This window comes from Hymenobacter segetis (assembly GCF_054776495.1).
Window position 1 is genome coordinate 63,102 of sequence record NZ_BAAHBV010000002.1, and the last position, 19,356, is coordinate 82,457.

A 19,356-nucleotide genomic window follows, 5' to 3' on the forward strand; every position below is an offset into this window, starting at 1 on the left:
TCCTCTCAATGCCCAATTTCAATTCCCACCAGCGGCTGACCGGTTTTCTGGCCACGCTCGGCCTGGCCTTCACCCTGCTTCCCACCCCTGGCATGGCTCAATCTTCCGCTCCCGCTGCATCGGCCACGGCCCGTGCCGACCAGTCGCCGCTGCTCCAGCCCTGGGGCAGCCTCCATGGCGGCGTGCCCGCTTTTGATAAGGTACGGGTGGCTGATTTCAAGCCCGCGCTGGAAGCGGCGATGGCTGAGAACTTGGCTGAAATCAACGCCATTGCCACCAACCCGGCGGCCCCGACGTTCGAGAACACCATTGCGGCAATGGAGCGTAGCGGGCAAACGCTGACGCGCGTTTCGGCCATCTACGACATCTGGAGCGGCACCCTGAACGATGCCGCTTTCAGCGCCGTGGAAACCGAAATGGCCCCCAAGCTGGCCGCGTTCTACGACCAGATTTCTCAGAATCCGGCCCTGTTCAAGCGCATCGAGGCAGTGTATAACGCGCCGGCTACCAAAAAGCTAACGACCGAGCAGCAGCGGCTGGTGGAGGTTGACTACAAGCAGTTTGTGCGGGCAGGCGCGAAGCTGGATGCCACGGCCAAGGCCCGGGTTTCGGCCATCAACCAGCAGCTGGCGGGGCTGTTCACCAATTTCTCCCAGAACGTGCTGGCCGATGAAGCTGACTCGGTGCTGGTGCTGAAAACCGATAAGGACCTGGGCGGCCTACCGGCCTCGCTGCGCGACGCGGCTAAAACCACGGCCGGCACTCGCAAGATTGCGGCGGCGGGCGTTATCACGAATACGCGCTCCAGCATCGACCCGTTCCTGACCTACTCCGACCAGCGCGGGCTGCGCGAGAAGGCGTGGCGCATGTTTACGAACCGCGGCGACAACGGCGGCGCGCACGACAACAACGCCATCATCACCCAGATTTTGCAGCTGCGGGCCGAGCGTGCCAAGCTGCTGGGCTACGCCACCCACGCCCACCTGCGCCTCGACAACACGATGGCCAAAACCCCGGAAGCCGCCATGCAGCTGATGGAGCAGGTGTGGAAGCCCGGCGTAGCCCGCGTGCACGAGGAAGTGGCCGACATGCTGGCCGTGGCCAAAAAAGAAGGTGCCCCCGCCAACTTCAAAATCGAGCCTTGGGACTACCGCTACTACGCCGAAAAAGTGCGCAAAGCCCGCTACGACCTCGACCAGAACGAGGTGAAGCAGTATTTGCAGCTGGATAAGATGCGCGAGGGCATGTTCTGGGTGGCCGGCGAGCTGTTCAATTTCAGCTTCGCGCCCGTGACGGATGTGCCCGTGTACCACCCCGATGTGAAGGTGTGGCAGGTGAACGACAAAACCACCGGCAAGCAAATCGGCCTCTGGTACTTCGACCCCTACGCCCGTCCCGGCAAAAACTCGGGCGCGTGGATGAATGCCTACCGCAACCAGGAACGCCTAGATAAGGAGGTGACGACCATCGTGTCGAACAATTCCAACTTCGTGAAGGGCAAGGACGGCGAGCCGGTGCTCATTTCCTGGACCGATGCCACGACGCTATTTCACGAGTTCGGCCACGCTCTGCACGGGCTGTCGAGCAATGTGACGTACCCCTCGCTTTCGGGCACCAACGTGGTGCGCGACTACGTGGAATTCCCTTCGCAACTGCTGGAAAACTGGCTGGCCACGCCGGAGGTGCTCAACAAGTTTGCCCTGCATTACCAAACCGGCAAGCCCATTCCGAAGGTGCTTGTGGACCGCATCAACAAGGCCAGTTCGTTCAACGAAGGCTTCGCCACCACCGAGTTTCTGGCCAGTGCGCTTATTGACATGAAACTGCACCTGGCCGGCGCGCAAAAAATTGACCCTGACAAGTTTGAGCGCGAAACCCTGGCCGGCATGGGCATGCCCTCCGAGCTGGTAATGCGCCACCGCACGCCGCAGTTTTCGCACGTTTTCTCCTCGGATGGCTACTCGGCGGGCTACTACTCCTACCTGTGGTCGGTGGTGCTGGCGGCTGATGCCTTCAGCGCCTTCACCGAGGCCGGTGGGCCGTACGATAAGGCCGTGGCCGCCCGCCTGCGCAAAAACGTCTTCACCGTGGGCAACACCGTGGACCCGGCCGCTGGCTACCGCGCCTTCCGCGGCCGCGACCCAAAAATCGACGCGCTGATGAAGCAGCGCAACTTCCCGCTGGCGGGGGCCAAAACCAGCACCACGGCTCCGGTCAAAAAACCGGTTGGCAAAGCCAAGCCGGCGGCAGCGAAGGGCAAGTAGTCGCTTTTTGGCGAATGTTAATTCCAGGAAAGCCCCGTTATTGGGGCTTTCTTTTTGGCCATTGTAGGGTGCGGGGCTTGCCCCCGCCCGTCGTTGAACGGAACCATTGCAACGATGCGAACGGGGGCAAGCCCCGCACCCTACACCAAATATTAGAACGACTTCAATTCATCGCTGTTAGCATTAGCCAAAATCAAAGCAACCTCCCGGCCCAACTGCCGACCTTTCGCGCTTAATCATCCCAACTTTTAGCCCGCTCCTTCCCAAGCCTATGCATAAGTACGTACCGGCCCTGCTCGCGGCCGCGACCTTTTTCGTTTCAGCAGCAGCTTCAGCCCAGCAAATGCCCGCCCTCACGGCCGAGGACTACGCCCGCGCCGAACGCTTCCTGAGCTACAACACCCAGGCGCTGGTGGACCACAGCGCCGGCCAGCCCAACTGGCTCGCGGGCGACCGGTTCTGGTACCGCGTGCTCACGGCGCAGGGCAGCGAGTTCATCCTCGTGGACCCGGCTCGCAAAACCCGCACCGCCGCCTTCGACCAAGCCAAGCTGGCCGCCGCGCTGTCCACGGCCACCGGCAAAACCTACGAGGCCAGCCGGCTGCCGTTCCGCACGCTCACGTTTTCGCCCGATGAGAAGACGATTTCCTTCGCCGCGAGCGACAAAAGCTGGAAATATGACGTGGCCAACGGGCAGTTGAGCCCCGACTCTGCGCCCGCTGCCAAACCGGACCCCAACGCCGAGAACGAAATTGAGTCGCCCGACGGCAAGCTCGCCGCCTACATCAAGGACTACAACCTGTGGGTGCGCGACACGAAAACCAATCAGACCACCCAGCTCACCACCGACGGCACCAAAGACTACGGCTACGCCACCGACAACGCCGGCTGGACCACCAGCGACAAGCCGGTGCTGCGCTGGTCGCCCGACTCGCGCAAAATTGCCACCTTCCGGCAGGACCAGCGCAACGTGGGCGATATGTACCTGGTGACCACCAACGTGGGCCATCCCACCCTCAAATCGTGGAAATACCCGCTGCCCGGCGACAAGGATATTGCCACCATCGAGCGGGTGATTGTGGAGGTGAACAGCCCGAAAGTGGTGCGCTTCCAAATGGCCCCCGACCCGCACCGGGGCTCGCTCTCGGATGATATTTCGAGCAGCGGCACCTTCGATGACGTGGATTGGAGCGCCGATGGCCGCGAGTTGGCGTTTGTGTCGACTTCGCGCGACCACAAGGAGGAGAAAATCCGCGTGGCCGATGCGGCCACCGGCGCGGTGCGCGACGTGTTTTCCGAAACCGTACCCACACAGTACGAGTCGGGCCAGAACGCCATCAACTGGCGCTATCTACCCAAGAGCAAGGAAGTTATCTGGTATTCGGAGCGCGACAACTGGGGCCAGCTCTACTTGTATGATGCCGGCAGCGGCAAGGTGAAGAACCAGATTACCAAGGGCAATTTTGTGGTGACGCGACTGCTGAAAGTAGACGAAAAGAAGCGTCAGCTTTACTTCCTGGCCGATGGCCGCGAGGCCGGCAACCCCTACTTCACGCACCTCTACCGCATCGGGCTGGATGGCAAAAACCTCACGCTGCTCACGCCCGAGGCCGGTAACCACCAGGTTATGCTCGCCCCCTCGGGCCGCTATTTTGTTGACACCTACTCGCAGCCCGATAAGCCCGGCGTGACGGTGTTGCGCGGGACCGATGGCAAGCTGATTTCGACGCTGGAGAAAACCGATATTTCCCGCCTCACTGCTACCGGCTGGAAGGCCCCCACTCCCATCACGGTGAAAGCCCAGGATGGCCAGATTGACTTGTACGGCCTGATGTTCACGCCCACCAACCTGGACCCCAACAAGAAATACCCGATTATCAACTACATATATCCGGGGCCGCAGGGCGGCGGCGTGGGCAGCTGGTCGTTTGCCTCGGCGCGGGGCGACCACCAGGCGCTGGCCGAGCTGGGCTTCGTGGTGGTGGTCATCGAAGGCAGCTGCAATCCCCTGCGTTCCAAGAGCTACCACGATGCCTGCTACGGCAACATGGCCGAAAACACCCTCTCGGACCAGGTGACCGGCATGCGCCAGCTGGCCCAGAAATATCCGTACATCGACCTGAACCGCGCCGGCATCTGGGGTCACTCGGGCGGCGGCTACGCCACGGCAGCGGCCATGTTCCGCTACCCGGATTTCTTCAAAGTCGGCATCTCGGAATCGGGCAACCACGAAAACCGCAACTACGAGGACGACTGGGCCGAGCGCTATATCGGCTTGATGAAAACCAACGCCGACGGCACCACGAGCTACGACAATCAGGCCAACGCTGCCTTTGCCAAGAACCTCAAAGGCAAGCTGATGCTGGCCCACGGCCTGATGGATAACAACGTGCCGCCCTACAACACCATGCTGGTGGTGGAAGCTCTCACCAAAGCCAACAAGAGCTACGACCTGGTGGTGTTCCCCAACGCCCAGCACGGCTACGGTGCCTACTCGCCCTACATGATGCGCCGCCGCTGGGACTATTTCGTGCAGAACCTGGCCGATACTCAACCGCCCCACGATTACGAGATGAAGCCCCACCCCGACCCGCGCAACGCAGTGCAGTAGGGAGTTCAGAGTAAAAGTAACGTCATGCTGAGCGGAGTCGAAGCATCTCTACCGCAGTAAGTAATCCAATCATCAGGATTTACTATTGCGGTAGAGATGCTTCGACTTCGCTCAGCATGACGTTTTTTATTCATTCTATTGCGGCAATGAAAAGCCTTGTGCCCAAATTGATTCCGATGCCAAGATTTCTCTGGCTGCTGACGCTGCTGCTGTTGCTCCGGCCCGGCTTCAGCCACGCCCAGCGCCGCTTCGAGCTGGCCGACATCAGCCGGCTGGTGAACGTGAGCGACCCGCAACTCTCGCCCGATTGCAAAAGCATTCTGGTAGTAGTGTCGCGGCCCAATCTTACCACCAACCGCCACGATGCCGAGGTAGTGCTGGTAGACGTGGCCACCGGCCGGCAGCGCATACTCGTAGCCAACCAGCCTACCGTGAAGCAGCCGCGCTGGTCGCCTACCGGCGACCGCGTGGCCTTCCTGGCGCGCACCAACACGGGCAAGGACGCGCACACCCAGCTTTTCGTGCAAAATCTGGCCGCCGACGAAGTCCGCCAGCTCACCACGGCCGTGACCAACGTGCAGCTTTACAGCTGGAACCCTGCTGGTACCGCACTCGCCTACTCGGCCGCCGATGCGCCGGCCAACGCGGCTGAAATAGCCCGGGGCAACGACAGTTTCGAGGTGGGCAACGGCAGCGTGACGCTAACCGCGCCACCTGCGCCCGACCACCTGTGGCTGGTTTCGGCCACCGATGGGCAGCCCGCCCGCCGCCTCACCAGCGGCCCGCTAAGCTTGCCCGATGACTCCTCGGCTCCCTTTACCTGGGCTCCCGACGGCCGCATGCTGGCCTGCGTGCTCCGCTCCAGCGCCCAGACCGGCGACCAGGAAACCGCCGTGTACACGCTCGAAGTGGCTACCGGCACGGTGCGCGAGCTGCCCGGCTCCCCGCACCACGTCGATTTGCCCGCCTACTCGCCCGATGGAAAATGGCTGAGCTACCAGACACCCCGCGAGCCACCCTATTTCGAGTCGCTGGAATTTGACGTGGTGCCCGCTGCCGGTGGCCCAGCACGCCACCTCTGCCGCGCGCTCGACCGTAACCTGCAGCGCGCCCTATGGAGCCAGGACAGCAAAAGCCTATTCGTAGGCGGCAACGATGGGGCCACGGTTTCCATCTGGCAGCAGGAACTGAATGGCCGCAGCCGCAAGCTGCCGCTGGGCCCAGTATCGCCCAACGGCAGCTACTGGGTCGAAATGGCGGTGGGCCGCCGCAATGCTGTGGCCCTCACGGCCAACGAGCCGGGCCGGCCGGCCGAATTATACTACTTGGCCTCACCCACCGCCACCCCGCGCCGCCTCACCGATTTCAACCACGAAACCGCCGTCCTGGCCCTGGGCCGCATGGAAGCCGTGGAGTGGAAATCAGACAACCTTCGTCCTGACGGCATCCTCACCTATCCGCCTGATTTCGACCCGGCCAAGAAGTACCCGCTGGTGCTGATGATGCACGGCGGCCCCTCAAATGCTTCGCGGGCCGCATTTTATGGACTGGGCCAGGCAGTGGCGGCGCGCGGCTACGTGGTTTTTCAGCCCAACTACCGGGGCAGCGACAACCTGGGCTACGCCTTCCAGCGGGCCATTCGGGATGATGCGGGGGCCGGGCCGGGGCGCGACGTGCTGGCCGGCATTGCCGAGTTGGAGAAGCGCGGTTGGATTGATACCAGCCGGATTGCGCTGTCGGGCGCTTCGTATGGCGGCTTTATGACGGCGTGGTTGATGGGTGAATCGCGCCGCTGGCGCTGCGCGGTGGCGGCGGCTTCAGTGGTTGATTTGTTAGACAGTTATAACCTGAGCGACAACAACATCGCCAACGCCGGACACTACGGCCCCTCGCCCTGGCTCAGCGCCGAAAACATGGCGCACTACAAGGCGCAGTCGCCCCTTTCGCGGGCCACTCGCTGGCGCACGCCTACGCTCATTCTGCACAATGTGGGCGACTTTCGGGTGCCCATCAGCAATTCGTATAAAATGTACCACGCACTGAAAGACAACGATGTACCAGTGCGCTTCGTGGCCTTTCCAATTTCGACCCACGTCCCGTCCGACCCCGTACGCAGCGCCGAGTGGAACCGTCTGTGGATTGAATGGCTCGACCAGTATTTGAAATAAAGAACGATGTAGGGGCGGGGCCTGTCCCGCCCGGTCGTTTGCGCCGTTATGACGATTCCGTTTGACGACGGGCGGGGACAAGCCCCGCCCCTACGCCGTTCAAACAAATCGAATAATCCTTGCTTTAATTCCACATGAAAAGACCTTTTCAAACTACCGCCCGCCTGCTGCTGGCCGCTTCTATCCTGGCGCTCCCACTAGCCGCCTCGTCCCAGAAAAAGCCCGCTGCCAAAGCCCCCAACGCCGAAAGCGCCATCCGCGAAAGCGACATCAAGCGCGACCTGTTTGCATTGGCCGATGACCATTTCCGAGGCCGCGAGGGCGGCACGCTCGATGAGTTGAAAGCCTCCGTGTGGCTCGCCGACCAGATTCGGGCCACCGGCATGCTCCCGGCGGGTGACGACGGCACCTACTTCCAGTGGTTCAACCTGCAGCGCACCCGCCTGAGCAAAAGCAGCACGCTACGCATTGGCACCCATGAGATTAAGCTGAACGAGGACGGCGTCGTAACGGCCCCCACCAATGCCAGCATCACGGCGCCGCTGGTGTACGTGGGCACTGGCTCGGCGGCAGAGCTGGCCAAAGTCGACATCAAAGGCAAGGCCGTGGCGGTGCAGATTTCGGGCGCACCTACCGACGGCATCAGCTACCGGCGCTACGTGTTTGGCAAGTTTGCCGGGCAGGCGGGCGAGCTGGTGAAGGCCGGCGCGGTGGCGGTGGTGTTCGTATCGGATGCGCCCTCGCAGGCCCTTTACGACCATTGGAGCCACATTTATGAGCGCGGGCGCTACAGCCTCCCGGGCGCGGCCAGCACCAAAGTAGTGAGCACGCCGCCCGTGGTGTGGCTGCCCGCTAGCGCCGCCAGCTGGGTGCAGCAGGCCGGCCAGCAGTTCAGCACCGAGCTGAAAGTGGAGAGCTTCCAATACCCGTCGGTGAACATCGTGGCCAAAATGCCCGGCACCGATGCCCAGTTAAAAAAGGAGTACGTCCTTTTCAGCACCCACCAGGACCACGACGGCGTGCGTGCGCCCATCGCCGGCGACTCGATTTATAACGGGGCCGATGACAATGCCACCGGCTGCGCGGCGCTGCTGGCCATTATGCGGGCCTTCAAGCAGCAGCCGGGCCGGCGCTCGGCGCTGTTCGTGTACCAGGGTTCGGAGGAGCGTGGGCTGATTGGCTCGACCTACTTTTCAGCCCACCCCACGGTGCCGCAGGCCAGCATCGTGGCCGTGCTCAATGCCGAGATGATGGGCCGCAACGTGGCTGACAGCGCCGCCCTGCTGGGCTCCACGCCGCCGCACATGAATTCCTCCGACCTCGTAAAAACCGCGCTGGCGGCCAACCAGGCCGGTCCCAAGTTCAAGCTTGATACAGAATGGGACAAGCCCACGCACCCCGAGGGCTGGTATTTCCGCTCCGACCACCTGCCCTACGCCCGCCTAGGCATCCCGGCCATCATGTACACCTCGCTGCTGCACGTCGACTACCATACGCCCCGCGACGAGGCGAGCCGCATCGACTACGCCAAGCTCACCCGCATGACGCAGTGGATGTACCTCACCGGCTGGGCCGTGGCCAACCGCACCGCGCCGCCTGCTCGCGAGCCCGGCTTCAAGCTGGAGCGGTAGCCCGCTGGGCTTAATGAGGAATGAACAAATCTGCCAATGCCGGCTTAATTGCTCACTCCTCATTCTTCATTTCTCATTAAGCGAAGCGTCCATGCGCCACCTCACCGCCGCCGACATCGCCGGCTTCGATAAAATCTACCGCCTCAACCTCGTCAACGGTTTGCCGGGCTTTAAGTCGGCTAACTTGGTGGGCACGGCCTCGGCCGATGGCGCGACCAACCTGGCCGTGTTCAGCTCGGCCCTGCACCTGGGTTCCGACCCGGCCTTGCTGGGCATTGTGACACGGCCCACCACCGTGCCGCGCCACACCTACGCCAACCTCAAAAGCAGCGGCTGCTACACCCTCAACCACGTGCCCGAAGCCCTGGCCGCCCAAGCGCACTACACCTCGGCCAACTTCCCGGACTCGGTTTCGGAATTTGAGGAATGCGGCTTCACGGCCGAGTACCGCGACGATTTCCCCGCGCCTTACGTAGCCGAAAGCGCCCTCAGCATCGGCTTGCGGTTGCTCGAAGAGCACCACATCAGCAACGGTACCGTGCTGCTGGTGGGCACCGTGGAGCATGTTTATCTAAGCGAAGAAGCCCTGCGCCCCGACGGCACTCTCGACCTCGTGGCCCTGGGCACGGCCACCATCTCGGGCCTCGATGGCTACCACGCCGTGCAGCCGCCCGTGCGCTTCGGCTACGCCCGCGTGGGGCAGCCGCCGGTGGCGGAACATCCGGCCTAAGGCCGCCCGCAATTTCAACGCAAAAAGCCCGCTACCATCATGGCAGCGGGCTTTTTGCGTTTCGGGCAAGTGCCGAAAAACTATTTTTTAGCTTGCGCCTGTTCGGCCGGGGCCATCTGGCCGCTGGCGGTTTGGGGCGAGGTGGCGCTGGCACCGGCCGGGGCCGAATCCAGCTGCTCTTTTACGCTGCCTTTTTTGATGGCCGTGGCCGAGCCGGTGCCCGTGGCGGGCATTGCTTTGGGCTGGTTGTTGATGCTGTCGCGGTCCACGTCCGATTTGTGCCAGCCGGGGGCGTTGGTGAAACCGTGTTTGAATTGCGGGTTTTGGCCGGGGCTCCAGCGGTAATCGCAGGACGAGAGCGAGGCCGCCAGGGCGGTGCCCAGCAACAGGGCCAGGACGGGACGAGTGGAAAGCTTCATGAAGTAGTACTTGGGATTGGTGGTGCAAAGTACGTTGATTTCGGGCGGAAGGCCAACGCAATACCGGCGGCGGCGCTACTTTCGGGCAATACTGCACGTTTCCCGCCTGTCCATGTCCGATTCTGACCCCAAGCTGCCTTCCCGCTTCCGCCGCGCCCTGGGGGCCGTGGGGCGGGCCGCCCTGCTGCCCGTGCGCGGGGCCAGCTACGTGGTGCGGGCGGGCCAGGCGCACCAGCATTTTTTCCTGCCCGTGCTCAACGGGGCCCTCGGCGACCAGCTGGCGGCCCGCTTCGACCCGCGCGCCATTCGGATGAGCTTCCGGCGCGGCGGGCAGGACGTGGCCGTGGCCGACCTGCGCCTCACTGAGCCACACCAGAAAACCGTGGTCTACATCCACGGCCTGATGGGCGACGAGCTCATCTGGCAAACCGGTTTCCAGGACCCGCCCACCAGCCGCCGCTACGGCCCGCGCCTGGCCGAAGAAACCCACAGCCGCGCCCTCTACCTGCGCTACAATTCAGGCCTGCACCTGTCCGAAAATGGCCGCGAGCTCAACCGTCTGCTCACCGAGCTGGTCGAAACCTACCCCGACGCCATCGGCGAGCTCGTGCTGGTGGGCCACAGCATGGGCGGGCTCATTATCCGCTCGGCGGGGTATTACGCTTCGCAATTAAAAATTATGAATTATGAATTAGGAATTGATTCTACAGCAGCTGCAAATGCGGAAGATTCTACAGCAATTCATAATTCACAATTTATAATTCATAATTCAACGTCGGCTCCCTGGCTGGCGCACCTGCGCTCCATCTTCCTCATCGGCACGCCTAACGACGGCTCGTGGCTGGAGCAGAATTCGCACTTCACGGCCCGGCTGCTGGAGCGCATCAACCTGTTTCCCACCCGCTTCCTCAGCAAAGCCCTCAACCAGCGCAGCAACGGCATCAAGGACCTGCGCTACTCCATTCTGGTGGACGAGGACTGGCAGGATGCCCACGCCAACGACTTTATGCCGCCGCGCACGCCCGTGCCGCCGCTGCCCGGCGTGCAATATCATATTCTGATGGGCTCCTGGCTGCGGGCCACGCGGCCTTCGGCCTTGCGCGAATACTTCGGCGATGGACTGGTGGGCCACGGCAGCGCCCGGGGCCACACCACTTTCGGCGATGAGGCCGCGATGCCCGCCGGGACCAGCGTGCGCACGGCCGTGTTCAGCCAGCAGCACCACGGCGGCCTGCTCACGCACCCGGAAGTGTTTCAGTACCTGAAGCAGTGGGCGTGATGCTGTGTTAATAGGACTTGGTTCATACCTGATGCTGGCTGGCCGGCATTAGGATGGCCGCTAGTTAACGGTCAGTTGCCGGCTTGCGTCAACATTGGTCCGGCCGGGCCGTTTAGAATGACGGATACCCTTACCGTCGCCTGCTATGCCTGATTTTGCTCCCGATACCATCCTGTTCGACGGCGTGTGCAACCTCTGCAACGGCTTCGTGCAGTTCATCATTCGCCACGACCCGGCGGGCCGCTTCCGCTTCGCGGCCCTGCAAAGCGACGCCGGCCGGGCCTTGCTGCTGGCCCACGGCCTTGCGCCGGCCGCCATCGCGGCCGAGCCCGAATCGGTGCTGCTGCTCAGCGGCGGCCGGCTTTATTCGCACTCCGCCGCCGTGCTGCGCATTGCCGAAGGGCTGGGCGGTGTGTGGCGGGTGGCGACCCTGGGCCGGGTGCTGCCCACTGCCTGGCGCGATGCGATTTATCGTTTCGTGGCGCGGCACCGCTACCGCTGGTTTGGCCGGCAGGCAAGCTGCATGCTGCCGAATCCGGCCCTGAAAGCGCGGTTTTTATAAGGCCCCCGCCGAACGCATTACCTATCCATCAGGCAAATTTCTGGCTTATCCCGACGGCGCTAAGCCAGGAGGCATTTTGACTTTTTTCAACAATCAAATATTGTATATAAACAATATAAATTATATTACCAAACGCATAAAAAAAGCCTGGCTGACACCTGCTTTCGGGCGTAGTGCAGGAGATTAAACGGCCTTCTGGCGATGCAGCCGCAGAATCATTTCGCTTTCTGACTTGTATTTTGCACCTCATTATTCCTCATTTGGTGGAGGCAGCATGCAACAGTGTTTTTTGCACTGGATAATTATTGCACAATGCCCGGCTATGCTTGACATATATGAATTTCAGATACGGTAAGGTTTCTTTTGCGCTGGTTGTTTCGCTATTGCTGGGTGCCCGGGTGGGCAGCACCCAAACCCCGGCTCCGCTGTGGCAGCCCGCCCCGGCTCCGGCCGCCCGCAACGGCAACGCCGCCCCGAAAACTGCCGGCAGCTGGTTTACCCTCGATGCCGCACAGCTGGCCGCCCGGCTGGCCCGCGCCCCCCTCGAAACCAAGCCGGCCGCCGCCGTCACCCTCGAACTCCCCTACCCCGATGGCACGCTGCACCGCTTCGCCCTCACCAAAGTGCCGGTGATGGCCCCGGCGCTGGCGGCCCGCTATCCCCAGATTCAGACCTACGCCGGCCACGGGCTGGACGAGCCCACCGCCTCGGTGCGCCTCGAAACCTCGCCCGCCGGCCTGCACGCCCAAGTGCTGGGCCTCACCAGCGCCCTCAGAATTGAGGCCGACCCCGGCACGGCCAACCGCTACCAGAGCTACCCCGACGCGCTGCCGGAGTTTGCCTGCCAGGCCTTGGCGGTGCCCGGCCGGGCACACCGGCCCGCCGGGGGCACGCCGCCTACGCCGCCGACACCCTACGGCACCCAGCTCCGCGTGCTGCGCCTGGCCTTGGCTACCACCGGCGAGTATTACCAGAGCCCGGCGCTGGGCAAGAACGACGCGGTTGCTACCATGACCAGCCTGGTCACGCTGGTGAGCGCCCTGAACGCTGTGTATGAGCGCGAACTGGCCGTACGCCTGGAGCTGATTGCCAACAACAACCTCCTCATTTACACCGACCCGGCCGCCGACCCCTACACCAACAGCAGCCCCGGCACCATGATTGATGAAAGCCGCGCTTCCATCAACACGGTGATTGGCAGCGCCAACTACGACCTGGGGCACGTGCTGGGCTACCGGGCCGGGGGCTATTCCGGCGTGGCCTACATTGACGTGACGTGCTTCGACCCTTACAAGGGCGGTGGAGCTTCCACGGGCAGCACGGCGGCGTACATGGCGGCCGTGACGACGCACGAAATAGGCCACCAGCTCGGCTCCGAGCATACGTTCAATGGCGACCAGGGCAACTGCAGCGGCGGCAACCGCAGCCCCGCGCTGGCCTACGAGCCGGGCGCGGGCAACACCATCATGTCGTACGACTCGCGTTGCGCCCCCGACAACGTGGGCGCGGGCATCAACTATTTCCATGCCGGCAGCCTGAGCGCCATCGTGCCCAGCCTGAGCTGCGGCACCTTCACGGCCACCGGCAACCAGCCGCCCAGCGTGAGCGTGCCCGCCAGCAATGCCTACACCATTCCGCTGGGCACGCCCTTCACCCTGACCGGCAGCGGCACCGACCCCAACGGCGATGCCCTCGCCTACTCCTGGGAGGAGTTGGACCTGGGCAATGCCAGCGGCCTGGCCGGCGCGGCCGCCGATGTATCTGGCCCGCCGCTATTTCGCAGCTTTGCGCCCGTGGCCAGCCCAGCCCGCACGTTTCCGAACCTGACTTCGCTGCTGGCCAACACGGCTTCGCTGGGCGAAATATTGCCCCAGGTGGCCCGCACGCTCAATTTCCGCCTCACGGCCCGCGACAACCACAGCGGCGTGGCGGGGGCCAACGTGACCCTGGCCGTGGCCTCGGCCGGCCCTTTTGCCGTGACGGCCCCCAGCGCCGCCCTCACGGCGGCGGGCGGCAGCAATTATGCCCTCACCTGGAGCGTGCTGGGCACCGACCAGGCCCCCGTGAGCTGCCCCGACGTGCAGGTCCTGTTCTCTACCGATGGCGGCCTGACCTTCCCCACCGTGCTGCTGGCCAGCACCCCCAACGACGGCACTCAAACCGTGCAGCTCCCCAACGTGAGCACGACCAAGGGCCGCCTCAAAATCCAGGCCCTGAACAACGTGTTTTTCGCCATCAACAATGCCAACATCACCCTGACGGCCACCCTGCCCGTGGAGCTGACCGCCTTCACGGCCGAAGCCCACGGCCCCACGGCGCACCTGGAATGGCACACCGCTTCGGAGAAAAACAACGCCGGCTTTGCCATTGAAGCCTCTGCCGATGGGACGGCTTTCCGCCGCCTGGGTTGGGTGGCGGGCCAGGGCAGCAGCACCATGCCCCACAGCTACCAGTTCGATGACGCGGAACTGGCCACCTACCCCGGCCCCACGGTGTACTACCGCCTCCGCCAGCTGGATAATAACGGCCCGGAAAGCTTGTCGCCGGTGCGGGCGGTGGCGGTGGCTGGTGCCACTACCCGGCTTCAGGTGTGGCCTAACCCGGCCGCTGGCACCGTGACGGTGGCGGGCCTCGCGGCCGGCCAGCCGGTGCAGGTGCTCGACCTGGCCGGCCGGGTGCGGCTCACGGCCACGCAGGCCGGCAGCGGCGCGCTGCGTCTGGAGCTGGCGGGCCTGGCCCCCGGCCTGTACGTGGTGCGCGGCAACGGTACCGCCGTGCGCCTGGTGGTGAAGTAGCCGAAAAACAATACTTTATTCGGCCGGCTATCGGGCCGGCTTTGCACGGAGAGCGCGGCGGCATTCGGCCTCGTACACGCGGCGGCCCAGGTCACGCAGGAAGGGGAAGCCGATTTGGTCGTACTCGTACTTGTCGTCGTTCAGCACGCCGTCGGCATTGGTGTAGATGACGGCACTGAGCAGGAATTCCACGCCGTGGGCTTCGTCCTGGATGTAGGCGTTGTCGATGAGAAAGCCGTAGGACTGCCCGATTTTATTGAACACCCGCACGCCCGGCGGCAGCGCCGCTTGGCCGCCCCCGCCCAGCAGGTACTTCACGTAGGTATCCGGGAATTGAGCCGGGGCGTAGCGCGGATGGGCGCTTTCGCGCGGCAGCTGCGACATAGCCGCGCGCAACCGGGCGTAGTCTTCGGGTGCGAGGCGCAGGCGGCGGGCGGCGGGCACGGTTTCGGGAAACAGGATGGTGCGGAGCAGCCGCTGCTGGTCGGGCAGCGCGAAGGCATTTTTCTGGCTGAAATCCAGCGGGCCGGCAATCTGCTGGTCGCCTTTGATATAGGCCTGGCCGATGGCCTCGCCGCGCAGGCCCAGCCGGGGCCACGGCCCGCCATAATAGCCAGCCGGCTGGGCATAAAGCAGCTGCGTAGCCGCCGTATCAGCAAAGAAGCGGATGGGGTTGGTGTGGCGGCTACCCGGCTCCTGGTCGCCCACCGACAAGCGGTTTACAATGCGGGTGTGGTGCAGGCCCAGCCGGGCCAGCTCGCGGTTCAGCTCCTCGGGCCCGACGAACTCATAGAGCCGGTTGAAGGCGTCGTTATCGCTCACGAGCAATATTTTGCGCACGTAGTTGCCCACAGTGGGCCGGCCGCCGGCCGCGCTGGTGTCGCGCCGCACCCGCGTCTGGCCCGCGAAGGCCGAGTCCGTCAGCATGGGCGAGTCGGCGCTCAGGCCGGGGTGCGGGGTACTCAAGGCGCGCAGCTTTTGCAGGGCCAGGGCCACGCCGGCCAGCTTCACGGTGCTGGCCGGGTAGAAGTATTGGCGGGGCCGCACGTGGTAGCGGGAGGTGCGAAAATGCGGCTGCCCCGCCGCATCGCGCCGGATGCGGGTGTAGATAATTTGCAGGCGGTAGTAGTCGGGCCGGGCCAGCACGCGGGCCAGACCTACCGTGTCATGTCGCAGCACCTGGCGCAGCGCATTCGGCCGAAACTGGGCCTCGGCCGGCTGGTTTAGCCCGGCCAACACAACTAGCAACGCCCAGGCAAAAAGGCTCTTTCGCATCAGAAATGGACTTGGGGGGCTTTTCGTAGCCAGCTCTCGTCAATAGTCGCGCCCAGCCCCGGGCCGGTGTGCATCTCAATCACGCCACCTGGGCGGTAGCGGAAACCGCCCACCACGGGGTCCTCCGTGAACATGAGCGGGGTGTCGAAATCGCAGTGATGGATGGCGGGGTTGCTCAGGGCCAGGTGGGCGGCGGCCGTCATGCCGAGGCGCGACTCGAGGAAGCCGCCCACTTGCAGCGTGAGGCCGGCAGCCTGGCCCAGTTTGGCAATCTTTTGGGCGCGATGAAAGCCGGATGACTTGCCCAGCTTGATATTCAGCATCTGGCAGGCTTGCAGTTGGATGAGGCGGGCGGCGTCGTGCTCGTCGCCGCAGCTTTCGTCGGCCATAATGGGGATGGGCGAGGCGGCCCGCACCCGGCTCAGCTCCATGAAATGCTGGCGCAGGATGGGCTCTTCGCAGTGCTCGATGTTGAATTCGCCCAGCGCCTGCAGCACGGCAATGGCGTTGTCGGCCGTGCGCCAGCCCTGGTTGGCATCGATGCGCAGCGGGTGCGTGGGGCCGATGCCCGCCCGAATGGCCCGAATGCGGGCCACATCCTCTTCCAATGTCCCGCCCAGCTTCACCTTAATGGCCGGGAAGCCTTCGCGCTGAAACTGCTCAGCATCAGCCCGCATTTTCTCGGGCGGACCGAGGCTCACGGTCATGTCGGTCGTCAGCACTTTGTCGTTTTTCCCGCCCAGAAACTCATACAGCGGCAGGCCGGCGTGCTGCGCGGCGATGTCGTGCAAGGCAATATCGAAGGCGCTTTTGATGCTGCTGTTGCCGTAGATGATGCGGTCCAGTTCGGCCAGGCAGCCGGGCAGGTCCAGCGCGTCGCGGCCTTTGAGGGCGGGCGCGAAATACTGGCCTACGATGAAGCCGGTGTCCACGCTCTCGCCGTTGATGGTGAGGAAGGGGCTGCACTCGCCGTAGCCGACGTGGCCATCGGCCGTGCGCAGCACCACTACCACGTTTTCCACGGCCAGCAGCGGGCCGAGGGAGATAACGAACGGCTCGCGCAGCGGCACAAGCAGCTTGTAGATACTGATGGCTTGGAGGGTGGTGCCGGGCATAAATTCAGCGGGTTAGTCCACGAATAACGGGGCCTGGTCGACACAAAGCAACGCGGCGGGCGGTAGCGGTGGCCCGACAGCCCGCTTGGTCTTTCTTTTGCAGAGGGGACGAGCGTAGAGACGCATAATTGCGTCTCGTCGTTGAACTCGCCCCAGGGTCGTTGAATGATTTTGTTCAACGATGAGACGCAAATATGCGTCTCTACCCCGACCAACGCTTCTTTAAGCAGGCTCTTCAAGAACAATCGAATAAATATCCCCAGATAATGAATGTATTTCAACGCCGCATTGCCGGCCTTTCGCTGGTGCTGGCCACCCTCAGCACCCCCGCCTTTCTCCCCCATCGCGCCAGCAAGCTCTACGTATCCGACTACGAAAACGTACTCGGCACCTCCTTCGAAATGAAGGTAGCCGCTAATGCGGCCCAGCCCGCCGCCCAGGCCGAAACTGCCGCCCTGCGCGAAGTCGACCGGCTCAATAAAATCCTCAGCGGCTACGATGCCAATAGCGAATTCAGCCGCTGGCTGCGGGCCGGGCAAAAGCCGGTGGCCGTGTCAGCCGAGTTATATGAGGTGCTGGACTTATTCGAGCAGTGGCGGGTGAAAAGCGACGGGGCGCTCGATGCCTCGGCCGAAACCGTGGGCCAGCTCTGGCGCGAGGCCGCCAAGCAGAACCGCCAGCCGACAGAGGCCGAAATTGCCGCCGCCGTGGCCGCCGTGCACCAGCAGCATTACGTGCTGAATGCCCAGAACCACACCGCTCAGCGCCTCAGCAGCGCGCCGCTGGTGTTGAATTCCTTCGCCAAAAGCTACATCATGAATAAGGCGGCCGGGGCGGCGCTGGCCACGCCCGGCGTGCGCGGCGTGGTGCTGAACATCGGCGGCGACATTCTGGTGCGGGGCGAGCACTCCGAGCAAATCAACGTGAGCAACCCCCGCGCTGATGCCGAAAACGACCTCCCCGTAGCCCAATTGCAGGTGAGCGACAAAACCATTGCCACCAGCGGCGACTACCGGCGCGGCGAAACCATCGGCGGCCGCTGGTACTCGCACATCATCGACCCGCGCACGGGCCGCCCGGCCAGCGAGGTCATCAGCGCCACGGTGGTGGCCGACAAGGCGACCGATGCCGGCGCGCTGGCCACCGCCCTCAACGTGCTGCCGCCCGCCGAAGGCCAGGCCCTGGTAGCCGCCGTGCCCGGGGCCGAATTCATGCTCCTCACCGCCGACGGCCAGCGGCTGGAAAGCGCCGGCTGGCAGAAGCTGGAGCGCCCCGCCGCCCCGGCCGCCACGACCAAAGCCGCGCCCGTCCTCCCCAACGCCAAGCCCTGGGACCCCAACTACGAAGTGGCCCTCACCTTAGAGCTGGCCACACCGGAAGGCGGCGGGCGCGTGCACCGGCCCTTCGTGGCGGTGTGGGTAGTGGATAGCAAGAAGAAGCCCGTGCGCCAGATTGCCCTGTGGTACAACAAGCCCAAGTACCTCGACGACATGCGCTACTGGTACGCCACGTACTACGAGCAGTTTGCGGCCGGCAACAACAGCATCAGCTCCACCACCAGCGCCACCCGCTCGGCGGGCAAATACACGCTGAAATGGGACGGCAAGGACGACCAGGGCAACCTGGTGCCCCAGGGCAGCTACACCCTGATGGTGGAAGTGGCCCGCGAGCACGGCACCCACCAGCTCATGAAGCAGGAAATCAATAGCAAAAAGCCCCAGCACTTCGACCTGCCCGCCAATACCGAAGTAGCCTCGGCGGCCGTGGACTACCGCAAGAAAACCGATGGCCAATAGCCCTACCGGGCACGGTCCCGCCCCCCTCCCCCAGCGGCCTTTTGGCGCGGCGCCCGCCGGCGGCCCGGCCGGCAAGCCGAAATCGGTATTGAAGAAGCGCACGGCCTCGTGGTCGCGCTGGCTGCACGTCTATTTGTCGATGCTGAGCTTCTTTGTGGTGCTGTTTTTCTCCGTCACCGGCATCACCCTGAACCATGCTGCGTGGTTCGATGGGCAGCAGGCGGAAACCAAGCGCACCGGCACCCTGCCCGCCGCCTGGGTGAACGTGCCCGACACCGCCCGCATCAACAAGCTGGCCATCGTGGAGCGGCTGCGCAGCCAGTACGCCCTGCGCGGGGCCGTGAGCGACTTCGAGATACAGGACGACGAGTGCTCCGTCTCCTTCAAAGGCCCCGGCTACAGCGCCGATGCCTTCATCAACCGCCAGGATGGCACCTTCGAGCTAACGGAATTGCGCCAAGGCTTAGTGGCCGTGCTGAACGACCTGCACAAGGGCCGCGACAGCGGCGCGGGCTGGAGCTGGGTCATTGACCTCTCGGCCGGTTTCCTCACCCTGGTCTCGCTCAGCGGGCTGGTGATGCTGTTTTTCCTGAAGAACAAGCGGTTGCGCGGCCTGCTGGTGGCCGTGGTGGGCGGGGCGCTGTGCTACCTGGCCTACGCGCTGCTGGTGCCGTAGGGCCAGCCCTTACAGAGTTGCACTTCGAAAGGGCT

13 protein-coding genes are annotated in these 19,356 nt (G+C 63.8%); 10 read left to right on the forward strand and 3 right to left on the reverse strand.

The features are described from left to right. Nucleotides 1-8: 8 nt before the first annotated feature. The 5 genes from ACYU70_RS10970 (at nucleotide 9) to ACYU70_RS10990 (ending at nucleotide 9,404) form a co-directional block, all read left to right on the forward strand. Nucleotides 9-2,264, forward strand: a complete 2,256-nt coding sequence (locus tag ACYU70_RS10970; RefSeq protein WP_342300959.1) for a M3 family metallopeptidase — start codon at nucleotides 9-11, stop codon at nucleotides 2,262-2,264. A gap of 271 nt (nucleotides 2,265-2,535) precedes the next feature. Continuing rightward, nucleotides 2,536-4,875 (forward strand): S9 family peptidase, encoded by a 2,340-nt coding sequence (locus ACYU70_RS10975; RefSeq protein WP_460615989.1) that lies wholly within the window; start codon nucleotides 2,536-2,538, stop codon nucleotides 4,873-4,875. A gap of 176 nt (nucleotides 4,876-5,051) precedes the next feature. After that, nucleotides 5,052-7,043, forward strand: a complete 1,992-nt coding sequence (locus ACYU70_RS10980; protein ID WP_342296617.1) for a S9 family peptidase — start codon at nucleotides 5,052-5,054, stop codon at nucleotides 7,041-7,043. A gap of 134 nt (nucleotides 7,044-7,177) precedes the next feature. Next, nucleotides 7,178-8,674, forward strand: coding sequence for a M28 family peptidase (locus tag ACYU70_RS10985; RefSeq protein ID WP_342296616.1), 1,497 nt, complete (start codon nucleotides 7,178-7,180; stop codon nucleotides 8,672-8,674). A 91-nt stretch (nucleotides 8,675-8,765) separates the two neighbouring features. Then, on the forward strand, nucleotides 8,766-9,404 hold the full coding sequence (locus ACYU70_RS10990; protein ID WP_342296615.1) for a flavin reductase family protein: 639 nt from the start codon (nucleotides 8,766-8,768) through the stop codon (nucleotides 9,402-9,404). Between the two features lie 80 nt (nucleotides 9,405-9,484). On the opposite strand, the gene ACYU70_RS10995 is transcribed toward ACYU70_RS10990, so the two are convergent. Beyond that, the gene (locus tag ACYU70_RS10995) at nucleotides 9,485-9,823 is read right to left on the reverse strand and encodes a hypothetical protein (protein ID WP_342296614.1); all 339 of its coding nucleotides are present in this window, start codon (nucleotides 9,821-9,823) and stop codon (nucleotides 9,485-9,487) included. A 112-nt stretch (nucleotides 9,824-9,935) separates the two neighbouring features. Here ACYU70_RS10995 and ACYU70_RS11000 point away from each other — a divergent pair, with 112 nt between their 5' ends. The 3 genes from ACYU70_RS11000 to ACYU70_RS11010 all read left to right on the forward strand — a co-directional run bounded on the left by ACYU70_RS11000 (nucleotide 9,936) and on the right by ACYU70_RS11010 (nucleotide 14,459). Beyond that, nucleotides 9,936-11,102, forward strand: a complete 1,167-nt coding sequence (locus ACYU70_RS11000; protein WP_342296612.1) for an esterase/lipase family protein — start codon at nucleotides 9,936-9,938, stop codon at nucleotides 11,100-11,102. Between the two features lie 145 nt (nucleotides 11,103-11,247). Beyond that, the gene (locus tag ACYU70_RS11005) at nucleotides 11,248-11,664 is read left to right on the forward strand and encodes a thiol-disulfide oxidoreductase DCC family protein (RefSeq protein WP_342296611.1); all 417 of its coding nucleotides are present in this window, start codon (nucleotides 11,248-11,250) and stop codon (nucleotides 11,662-11,664) included. 335 nt (nucleotides 11,665-11,999) lie between these two features. Beyond that, the gene (locus tag ACYU70_RS11010) at nucleotides 12,000-14,459 is read left to right on the forward strand and encodes a reprolysin-like metallopeptidase (protein WP_342296610.1); all 2,460 of its coding nucleotides are present in this window, start codon (nucleotides 12,000-12,002) and stop codon (nucleotides 14,457-14,459) included. 27 nt (nucleotides 14,460-14,486) lie between these two features. Here the strand turns inward: ACYU70_RS11010 and ACYU70_RS11015 are convergent, their stop codons facing one another. Continuing rightward, nucleotides 14,487-15,734 carry a serine hydrolase gene (locus ACYU70_RS11015; protein ID WP_342296609.1) on the reverse strand — a complete coding sequence of 416 codons (1,248 nt, stop codon included), beginning with the start codon at nucleotides 15,732-15,734 and terminating at the stop codon, nucleotides 14,487-14,489. Next, nucleotides 15,734-16,849, reverse strand: coding sequence for a mandelate racemase/muconate lactonizing enzyme family protein (locus ACYU70_RS11020; protein WP_342296608.1), 1,116 nt, complete (start codon nucleotides 16,847-16,849; stop codon nucleotides 15,734-15,736). Before ACYU70_RS11020 ends, ACYU70_RS11015 begins: the two co-directional genes overlap by 1 nt. Before the next feature lie 266 nt (nucleotides 16,850-17,115). Here ACYU70_RS11020 and ACYU70_RS11025 point away from each other — a divergent pair, with 266 nt between their 5' ends. Beyond that, nucleotides 17,116-18,645 carry a DUF2271 domain-containing protein gene (locus tag ACYU70_RS11025; protein WP_342296606.1) on the forward strand — a complete coding sequence of 510 codons (1,530 nt, stop codon included), beginning with the start codon at nucleotides 17,116-17,118 and terminating at the stop codon, nucleotides 18,643-18,645. Next, nucleotides 18,635-19,321: a PepSY-associated TM helix domain-containing protein gene (locus tag ACYU70_RS11030; RefSeq protein ID WP_342296605.1), complete on the forward strand. Its 687-nt coding sequence runs from the start codon at nucleotides 18,635-18,637 to the stop codon at nucleotides 19,319-19,321. The genes ACYU70_RS11025 and ACYU70_RS11030 overlap by 11 nt, the downstream gene beginning before the upstream one ends. The last annotated feature ends 35 nt before the right edge of the window (nucleotides 19,322-19,356 follow it).